Here is a 7,598-nt window from a genome sequence, read left to right as displayed (position 1 = left end):
CCAGTACTGTGCCGTCAATTCCAAACATTGGCCAGAACCCTCACGCCGTCAGTCAGCGCGTTTCTCCATCGCTTCGAGCGCAGTGGCGAGGCGCTGCTCCTCGCCATAGTAGCGAGCCCGGTCCCAGAAATGCGGACGACCGATGCCGGTCGATACATGCTCTCCCAGCAGCCTGCCATTGGCGTCCTCGCCCTTGATGTTATAGAGGACGATATCCTGCGTGATGATGACGTCGCCCTCCATGCCGATCACCTCGGTGATGTGGGTGATGCGACGCGATCCATCGCGCAGGCGCGCCGCCTGGATGATCACGTCGATGGAGCCGACGACGATTTCGCGCACGGTTTTCTGAGGCAGCGAATAACCGCCCATCGCGATCATGGATTCGATACGGTTCAGGCACTCGCGCGGGCTGTTCGAGTGGATCGTTCCCATCGAACCGTCATGGCCGGTGTTCATCGCCTGCAGAAGGTCGAACACCTCGGGTCCGCGCACTTCGCCGACGATGATGCGCTCGGGACGCATGCGCAGGCAGTTCTTGACCAGGTCACGCATCGTTACCTCACCCTCGCCCTCCAGATTGGGCGGGCGGGTTTCGAGGCGCACGACATGCGGCTGCTGCAATTGCAGCTCGGCCGAGTCCTCGCAGGTGATGACGCGCTCCTCGCGGTCGATATAGTTGGTCAGGCAGTTGAGCAGAGTCGTCTTGCCCGAGCCGGTACCGCCCGAGATGACGATGTTGCAGCGAACACGACTGATGATCTTGAGAACTTCGGCTCCCTGCGGTGAGATGGCGCCGAACCTGACCAGCTGATCCAGGGTCAGCTTGTCCTTCTTGAATTTGCGGATGGTGAGCGTGGCACCGTCGATGGAGAGCGGCGGCGCGATGACGTTGACGCGTGAACCGTCGGGAAGACGCGCGTCGCAGATCGGGCTGGATTCGTCGACACGGCGGCCAACCTGGCTGACGATGCGCTGGCAGATGTTGAGGAGCTGCTGGTTGTCGCGAAAGCGGATGCCGGTCTGTTCGACCTTGCCGTTGACTTCGATGTAGACGTTCTTGGAGCCGTTGACCATGATGTCGGCGATGTCATCGCGCGCCAGCAACGGCTCGAGTGGCCCATAGCCGAGCACATCGTTGCAGATGTCCTCGAGAAGTTCCTCCTGCTCAGYGATCGTCATCGCGAAATTCTTGATCGCGATGATGTCGTTGACGATGTCGCGAATTTCTTCGCGTGCGCTTTCGGGATCAAGCTTGGAGAGCTGCGACAGATCGATGGTGTCGATGAGCGCGGAGAAAACCTGGCTCTTGGTGTCGTAATAGGATTCGCTCTTTTCGCGTTGGACCCGCTTCAGGTCCGGTGCCGATGACGGCGCATCGATTGTGCGGCGCGCCGGCGGCGCGACAGGTGCGCTTGGCGGAGGCGCAGCGGGGCGGGCAAGCACCGCCGTATCCGCAGAACTTACGGCCGCCGGCGCAACCGGGGTCGGTGCCGGCTGGCGAAATTCCGGCGTGAACCGGTTTCCGTCGTCGCTGCCTCTTTTACCAAACATGATCTGCTACCGATTCCACCGCTGAAACGTCATTTCTTGTTGCGCGAGAGCCTGCCAAGCAGATTGCCAAGCCCTGCCTTCTTCTTCGTCTTGATTTCACTGCGCCCAGTCAGCACGTGCGCGATTTCGTTGATCATCGCGACAACCGAGTTCTTGGCATCCATTTCGCCAAGCATGCGCCCGTTGTTGGCGGCATTGCCGAACAGCAACGGATCAAAGCCAATGACCGACATTGGCGTCAGGCCGAGCGGCTCGGTGAAATCGGACGGTGAAATCTCCGGGCGCTTGGGGACGCCGGCCTGGTTGATGATCAGCTTCGGCGGCGGGTCGTTGGGACGAAGCCGCTTCAACATGTCGACCATGTTCTTGGTGTTGCGCAGATTGGCCAGTTCCGGCGTCGCCGTGATGACGATCTCGTCGGCCTTGATCAGCGTGTTCTTGGTCCAGCCCGTCCAGGCATGGGGAATATCGAGCACCAGTAGCGGCACGCTGCGCTGGGCGGTGTCGATGAGCTGCGCGAAGGCTTCGGGATCGAAGTCATAGACCCTTTCGAGCGTCGAAGGGGCTGCCAGCAGCGACAGGTGTTCGGCGCACTGGGTCAGCAGACGGTCGAGATATACTTCATCGATGCGCTCCGGCGAAAACACCGCCTCGGCGATGCCTTGCGCCGGATCCCGGTCGAAATTGATGTTGGCCGTACCGAAAGCGAGGTCGAGATCGGCGACGACCACCTCGGATTTGAACAGGGTGGACATCGCCCAGGCCACATTGTGGGCAATCGTGGAGGAACCGACGCCGCCCTTGGCGCCGACAAAGGCGATCGAGCGGCCGAGCGGCTCGGCTTCCGGATCAATGAAAATCGACGACACCACGCTGACGATGTCAGCCATCGACACAGGTGCGATCACATATTCGGAAATGCCGGAGCGGATGAGCTCGCGATAGAGACCGACATCATTGTAATGACCTATCACCACCACCTTCGAGGTCGGATCGCAATATTCCGAGAGCTGGGCGAGTTGCTCCAGCAATTGCTTCGGCTCGCTGCGCGATTCCAGCAGGATAAGATTGGGCGTCGGCGCCGACTGATAGAATTCGATGGCGGTGGGGACGCCGCCCATATGGACCTTGAGATGCGCCTTCGTCATGCGGCGGTCCTCGCCGGCGCGCTCGACCGGATTTGCAACGCCCTCGGTCTCGCAGAATGCCTGGATCGAGATGCGCGGGATCGGCCGCAATGCCTGCATCGCGGCGATGTCTTGCTGCGAAGTATCGCTGCCATCCACCGGGGCGTCGTAGGCAAGGTTGCTCATGATCATACTCTTTCGCGTGGCCTGTTCTGTCCGAGACGGCGGCTCAGAAATCTACTTCCGAATTGCTAAGGAACTCGCCCGAGATGCCCCTCTGACGGTAGACATCGATCACCGCGCCGCGATTTTCAGCATCGATGTCGGTAGATTTGCGCGGGCCGAGCAGATCGGCCGGGTTGGCCATCTGCGCGGCGAGATTGTTCTGATAGGAGCAGCCGAAGTCGGCATAATGCTTGTTTTCCGAGGTCTCGACCAGGTCAGCTGGCCAGCGTCCGCATTTGTCGGTCTGGGCTCTGACCGAGACAAAGGAGACGCGAACCGGCGAGGAGATCTCGCTCGAGGCGGCCTGATAGGAGGTGACGACGACCCGGTTGCGCTTGACACCGGCGGCGACCGCGAGCCGGGCGAAATCGCGGGCCGCCGCCGTCGCGGCGACCTCGTTGGCCGACCCGCTCGGGACCTGGATCGTCAGCGTCGGGGCGGCACTCTTGTCATAGCTGTCGAGGAAGCCCAGAAGCGTGTCGCGCTGCGATCCGGTCATGCCGCGATCGCCGGCGCCGACAGGCAGGTCGATCTTCTGGTTCTTCTCCGCGATCACGATCGGATGATTGGTACGATAATCATCCGGAATCGCACCGACGGTGACGCTGTCGCGATTGGCGCAGCCGGACAGCAGCGCCGCTACCGCAATTGCCAGGACCGGAACGGCTCGCCCGCAAATCCGCGAACGGCCAAAGCGCATCGTCGTGGCGATGGTGCTTGCCTTCAATGCTGACTGAGACATATCCGCTCCCGCCTATTTGTAGATGAAGCCGACAACGCCATGGTAACGGCCGTTGGGCTTGTCAGTCTGCATGGTGCCGTAGACGCGATTGACCCTGCCAAGGAACATGGCGGCGCCATCGCTGGCAGCGTTGAAATTGTCGTCCGGCTTGGCAAGGTCGTTGCGTGCCACGGGCCGTGCGAGATACGGCGTGATGATGATCACCAGCTCGGTTTCGTTGCGCACGAAATCCCTGCTGCGGAACAGCGCGCCGAGCACCGGAATCTTTGTCAGCCCTGGCAACCCGTTGACGGCTTGCCTGACATCGTCGCGAACCAGGCCGGCGATCATCATGGAGCCGCCCGAGGGCAGTTCAACGGTCGTATCGGCAAGGCGCTTGCGCAGTGACAGGGCATTCATGCCGGGGCTGGTCACGCCACTGGAAAAAGAAACCGACCCTTCCGTTGTCGGCTCGGAAACCGAGGTTCTGACTTTCAGGCTTATGCGGCCGGGAGACAACACCACCGGCTGGAATTCCAGACCGATGCCGTACTCGATCTTGTCGACGCTGTAGGTCTTCAGGCCGGTCTGGTTGTCGGTCGATACATTCTGGGAGACGCCGCTCACCATGTTGTATTCACCACCGACCTTGAAGGTCGCCTTCTCGCCGGACACGGCGGTCAAGGTCGGCTCAGCCAGTGTCTTCATGACGCCGGACTGCTCCATGGCGTTGATATAGGCCTGCAGCCCCGAGGCGCCGATGTTGAAGCCCGAATTCGACAGCTGCTTGCCGAGGCCGGTGAAATTGTCGCTGACCGCGCCGTAGCTGATGCCGTTGCTGCCGCCACTGCCGACCATGTTGACGCCGAGCTGCTTCATCACCGAGCGGCTGACTTCGGCGACCGTCACCTTCAGCGTGACCTGATCGTCGCCGATGATCTGAAGCAGGTTGACGATCTTACTGGTGCGGCGTTCCTGGTCCGGATTGTCGATCTGGACACCGTTCTGCGCCGAACCGCCGGCCGCGGTCTGCGAATATTGTCCCGTGGTCGCTTCACCGCCCGACACGAAGATCGTCGCCAGGTCGACGGCGCGTTTTGCGTCCAGCGGCGTGTCGACCGTCCCTGTCAGGACGACGTTGTCATTCAGCAGTTCCACCTTGATTGCCGACGTTGGAATGAAGCGCTTGATATAGTCTTCAAGGCCGGCAACGTCGCGTTCGACAGCCAGATCCAGGCTGACGATCTGCTCGCCATTCGGACCGAAGACAAAGATGTTCGTCTCGCCGACCGCCTTGCCGAACAGATAGATACGCCTTGCGGTGCGGGTCACCGCATCGGCAACCGCCGGGTTGGCGACGAGAATATCGTAGGCATCGCTCGGCAGGTCGATGACCACCGACTTGTTGAGGCCAAGCTTGACGCGCTGGGTTGCCGTCGATGCAGTGACCTGCGCGTTCTTTGCCTCGACGACGCCTTGCAGATTCGTCCCGATGAGCAGCAGGCTGAATGCCGCGGCTACAATTGCCGGCAGTTTACCACTTAGCCTCATTTCCTTGCCCCCACTTCGGAAACTTCGCCCGACTTGATCAGCCTCACCGTTCCCCTGCGGCCATTGCCGGAAACGAGATAGTCGGCCTCGCCCAGGTTCTTTTCCTGGGTGTCCGCGACCGCCCGCAGCGCCAGGGTCAGGCGATCCGCCATCTGCTGGGCAACGGTGATGATCTCCGCCTGACGCGGTGTCAGTTCCAGCGTGGCTGTCTGGCCCACCCTGGTCTTCTTGCCTTCCTCGTCCTCCTGAATGGTCTGGTCGATTGCCAGGACGCGGATGTTCTTGAGGATGGTTTCAGTGTTGAAACTGGTGGCGCCGCCGCCGCTGGCATCGCCCCTGCGGGTCATGATGACATCGACGAAGTCGTTGGGAAGAATGAAGCCGCCGGCCGACGTGTCGGCCGAGATGGCGGTGGCGACCGCCCGCATGCCGGAAGGCAGGATCGACGACATGAAGCTCTGCCCCTCGCCGATCAGCTTGGAACGCCGCAGAGGCTCTCCGGCGTACATCGCCACGCGGGCAACGGAGCCCTTCAGCTTTTCCAGCGCCTCTGGCTCGGCGGTGCGGGTGATGAAATTCGCGTTGATGCCGTCGGCGGGCCAGGATTGCCAGGCGATGTTTTTCTCGAGCGGACTGCCCATCGGAACGTCGCCCGAAAGCACTAGCACATCCTGCAGCGACACCGCCGGCGCCTGGGGCCCGGAATCGACGACGATCTGGGGCGGCGGTGCCACCATGTTCTTCGCGACATAACCGGCACCACCCGCCGCGGCCACCGCCACGCTCAGAATTATCAATCGCGATGCTGGCATCTGTCCGAACCCTTGCCCTGGCAAACCACGTAGCCAAGCCGGACTTTGCAGCGGCAATCGTCAAAACAAGGTTAATGTAATGCTTACGATCGTGATTAATTTAACGTTTACATAAATTAGCCGGAATGTGGCCTGACCGGCCAAAACGGGCCGTCCCGGCGTTGTCGAAAGCCGGCTGCGACAATGCTGGTGGATAACCGAAATCGGATCGTGTTCAGGTCGCCAGCCTGGTCAGCGCCCAGACCATCAAGGGCGAATCCGGATAGGTCAGCAACCCACCAAGGCCAAGCGCGATGCCGTAGGGAACCCCATTTGACTCTTCGGCGAAATGGCGCAGAAACGGATTTTGGCCGGTAACGGCCGCAAGCAGCGATTTCCGGTAGAGGAGGATGGCGAGCGTCAGCAGGCCGCCGATGATTGTCGAGACCACAAGATATTCGACGAGATGTATATTGAGACCCATCCACATCGCGGAGGCGGCCAGCAGCTTGGCGTCGCCACCACCCATGCCACCCATTGCAAACAGGCCGAACGTCACGGCCAGGACCAGGGCGCCAGTGGCGATATGTCCGCCATAGGCTGCCCATTCCATACCCGTCAGTGGCGCAACCAGCGCGAAAACAACAACAAGCAGCACCGGCACGCGATTGGCGATCGTCATCGACAGCATGTCGGAGATCGCGGCAAACAGCATGCAGAACGGAAACACGACGAAGATCAGGGCTTCAAGCATCGGCGCTATGCCTATTGTCCGATTTCACAGGGCTCAATCTAGCCATGTTCGATTAACGATTGGTGAGGCCCGGAACGAAAAGGCGACTGGTATTGGCAGCGGAATAGAGAAGGGCCGCCACGCGGCAGCCCTTCTACAGAACGTGATCCGAGCGCTCAGCGCTCAGCGCTCAGCTATGCGGAATATTAGCTGCCGCTGCTGTTCAGGGTGTTTCCGATAGCCAGGAACTTGGTGTTGAGTGCATTGCCGAGCGCGCCAGCGCCAGTGATGATGGCGAGCGCGATGAGAGCGGCGATCAGACCATATTCGATAGCGGTCGCGCCGGATTCGTCCTTCACAAAACGTGCGATGAGATTAGACATTCGAGAGCTCCTACTCCACGTGTTACAGCACTTCCGTCAACTTCTGCGTTGGTTGATCGGATACTGGCAATCTAGGGAGAAGCTCTTTCGATCGGCTTAATAAACAGCCTTACCGATTCCTTTCCCGGTTCGAATATATTGCGTGGTTAACCCAGCACTAAATGCCGGCCGGCCCCATCCGTTTGCAGGGGTCGATGGTGGGGAGATCGCGCTCCGCAGGCAATCAAGTTGGCACGCCGCACCCTTCTGCTGGGGTGTCCGCTTAACCGTTGGTTCACCAATCTCGTTCATGTTCCGTTGATCAGTCTGCTTGCGTGGAGCGCCTCAATGGCCCAGCCGAGATCGTCAATCGTGATTGCTGCGCTTCTTGTCGCCGCGAGCTTCGTCGCGCCCGCCATGGCCGGGGCCGGCATCGAGGTCACGATGAACCAGGCCAAGATCGTCAAACTGTCGCGTCCCGCCGATACGATCGTGGTCGGCAATCCGGCAATCGCCGACGCTTCCGTACAGGAC

At 60.7% G+C, this 7,598-nt stretch carries 8 protein-coding genes; 1 reads left to right on the top strand and 7 read right to left on the bottom strand.

The genetic code is table 11. The features are described from left to right. Positions 1–48: 48 nt before the first annotated feature. The 7 genes from ACXJ7R_RS19650 to ACXJ7R_RS19620 all read right to left on the bottom strand — a co-directional run bounded on the left by ACXJ7R_RS19650 (position 49) and on the right by ACXJ7R_RS19620 (position 7,085). Positions 49–1,554: a CpaF family protein gene (locus ACXJ7R_RS19650; RefSeq protein ID WP_457153296.1), complete on the bottom strand. Its 1,506-nt coding sequence runs from the start codon at positions 1,552–1,554 to the stop codon at positions 49–51. 29 nt (positions 1,555–1,583) lie between these two features. Then, positions 1,584–2,867 (bottom strand): AAA family ATPase, encoded by a 1,284-nt coding sequence (locus ACXJ7R_RS19645; RefSeq protein WP_457153295.1) that lies wholly within the window; start codon positions 2,865–2,867, stop codon positions 1,584–1,586. A gap of 43 nt (positions 2,868–2,910) precedes the next feature. After that, positions 2,911–3,648, bottom strand: a complete 738-nt coding sequence (locus tag ACXJ7R_RS19640; protein ID WP_457153294.1) for a CpaD family pilus assembly protein — start codon at positions 3,646–3,648, stop codon at positions 2,911–2,913. Between the two features lie 12 nt (positions 3,649–3,660). After that, the gene (locus ACXJ7R_RS19635; protein WP_095082367.1) at positions 3,661–5,178 is read right to left on the bottom strand and encodes a type II and III secretion system protein family protein; all 1,518 of its coding nucleotides are present in this window, start codon (positions 5,176–5,178) and stop codon (positions 3,661–3,663) included. Further along, complete coding sequence (cpaB, locus tag ACXJ7R_RS19630; RefSeq protein ID WP_457153293.1) at positions 5,175–5,990, bottom strand: Flp pilus assembly protein CpaB; 816 nt, start codon at positions 5,988–5,990, stop codon at positions 5,175–5,177. The genes ACXJ7R_RS19635 and cpaB overlap by 4 nt, the downstream gene beginning before the upstream one ends. 214 nt (positions 5,991–6,204) lie before the next feature. Then, positions 6,205–6,723: an A24 family peptidase gene (locus ACXJ7R_RS19625; protein WP_095082371.1), complete on the bottom strand. Its 519-nt coding sequence runs from the start codon at positions 6,721–6,723 to the stop codon at positions 6,205–6,207. A gap of 185 nt (positions 6,724–6,908) precedes the next feature. Next, positions 6,909–7,085 carry a Flp family type IVb pilin gene (locus ACXJ7R_RS19620; RefSeq protein ID WP_184877599.1) on the bottom strand — a complete coding sequence of 59 codons (177 nt, stop codon included), beginning with the start codon at positions 7,083–7,085 and terminating at the stop codon, positions 6,909–6,911. 306 nt (positions 7,086–7,391) lie between these two features. On the opposite strand from ACXJ7R_RS19620, the gene ACXJ7R_RS19615 reads away from it, so the two are divergent. Beyond that, the coding region (locus ACXJ7R_RS19615) for a pilus assembly protein N-terminal domain-containing protein (RefSeq protein ID WP_457153297.1) at positions 7,392–7,598 on the top strand (207 nt) is incomplete at its 3' end.

The sequence above is a fragment of the Mesorhizobium sp. P5_C1 genome (genome assembly GCF_054049815.1).
The sequence above is the reverse complement of the archived record's forward strand: the minus strand, read 5'-3'. Positions and strand labels throughout refer to the sequence as shown.

Excerpts from the sequence above, each read along its gene's own strand:
- ACXJ7R_RS19645 (WP_457153295.1), bottom strand. The coding sequence starts at position 2,867 with ATGAGCAACCTTGCCTACGACGCCCCGGTGGATGGCAGCGATACTTCG.
- ACXJ7R_RS19640 (WP_457153294.1), bottom strand. The coding sequence starts at position 3,648 with ATGTCTCAGTCAGCATTGAAGGCAAGCACCATCGCCACGACGATGCGC.
- ACXJ7R_RS19635 (WP_095082367.1), bottom strand. The coding sequence starts at position 5,178 with ATGAGGCTAAGTGGTAAACTGCCGGCAATTGTAGCCGCGGCATTCAGC.
- cpaB (WP_457153293.1), bottom strand. The coding sequence starts at position 5,990 with ATGCCAGCATCGCGATTGATAATTCTGAGCGTGGCGGTGGCCGCGGCG.
- ACXJ7R_RS19625 (WP_095082371.1), bottom strand. The coding sequence starts at position 6,723 with ATGCTTGAAGCCCTGATCTTCGTCGTGTTTCCGTTCTGCATGCTGTTT.
- ACXJ7R_RS19620 (WP_184877599.1), bottom strand. The coding sequence starts at position 7,085 with ATGTCTAATCTCATCGCACGTTTTGTGAAGGACGAATCCGGCGCGACC.